The organism is Stenotrophomonas sp. 05L44_2, from assembly GCF_056665995.1.
In genome coordinates this window covers 1-1,003 of the sequence record NZ_JBFTNR010001032.1, presented here as the reverse complement: position 1 = coordinate 1,003, position 1,003 = coordinate 1, and the positions used below count along the sequence as shown (strand labels likewise).

The 1,003-nt window shown below is 63.0% G+C and carries 1 protein-coding gene; it reads left to right on the top strand.

The window, feature by feature from the left end; all coding sequences use genetic code 11:
* Positions 1-953 (top strand): F0F1 ATP synthase subunit beta (gene atpD / locus AC1VAN_RS22890; RefSeq protein ID WP_480986874.1); only part of this gene is annotated, 953 nt, incomplete at its 5' end.
* Positions 954-1,003 lie beyond the last annotated feature (50 nt).

The window sequence follows — 1,003 nt, the reverse complement described above, 5'->3', positions numbered from 1 at the left end:
TCGGCAAGACCGTCAACATGATGGAACTGATCAACAACATCGCCAAGGCGCACAGCGGTCTGTCCGTGTTCGCCGGCGTGGGTGAGCGTACCCGTGAGGGCAACGACTTCTACCACGAGATGAAGGACTCCAACGTCCTGGACAAGGTCGCGATGGTGTWCGGYCAGATGAACGARCCSCCGGGCAACCGTCTGCGCGTSGCSCTGACCGGCCTGACSATGGCCGAGTACTTCCGCGACGAGAAGGACGAGAACGGCAAGGGCAAGGACGTGCTGCTGTTCGTCGACAACATCTACCGCTACACCCTGGCCGGTACCGAAGTGTCSGCACTGCTGGGTCGTATGCCGTCGGCAGTGGGTTACCAGCCGACCCTGGCCGAGGAAATGGGCGTCCTGCARGAGCGCATCACYTCSACCAARAAYGGTTCGATCACCTCGATCCARGCSGTMTACGTRCCKGCSGATGACTTGACYGAYCCGTCGCCRGCGACCACCTTCGCCCACCTTGACTCGACCGTGACCCTGTCGCGTTCGATCGCTTCGCTGGGTATCTACCCGGCGGTCGATCCGCTGGACTCCACCAGCCGCCAGATGGACCCGCTGGTCATCGGCCACGAGCACTACGACACCGCCCAGCGCGTCCAGCAGACCCTGCAGAAGTACAAGGAACTGAAGGACATCATCGCCATCCTGGGCATGGACGAACTGTCCGAAGAAGACAAGCAGGCCGTGTCGCGCGCCCGCAAGATCGAGCGCTTCTTCAGCCAGCCGTTCCACGTGGCCGAAGTGTTCACCGGCTCGCCGGGCAAGTACGTGTCGCTGAAGGACACCATCCGTGGCTTCAAGGCCATCGTCGATGGCGAGTACGACCACCTGCCGGAGCAGGCGTTCTACATGGTCGGCAGCATCGAAGAAGCGGTCGAGAAGGCCAAGAAGATGGCCGAGAAGGCCTGATGCGGCGGGGACGGGCACACGCCCGTCCCGACCGTGACACGGGGTGGGCC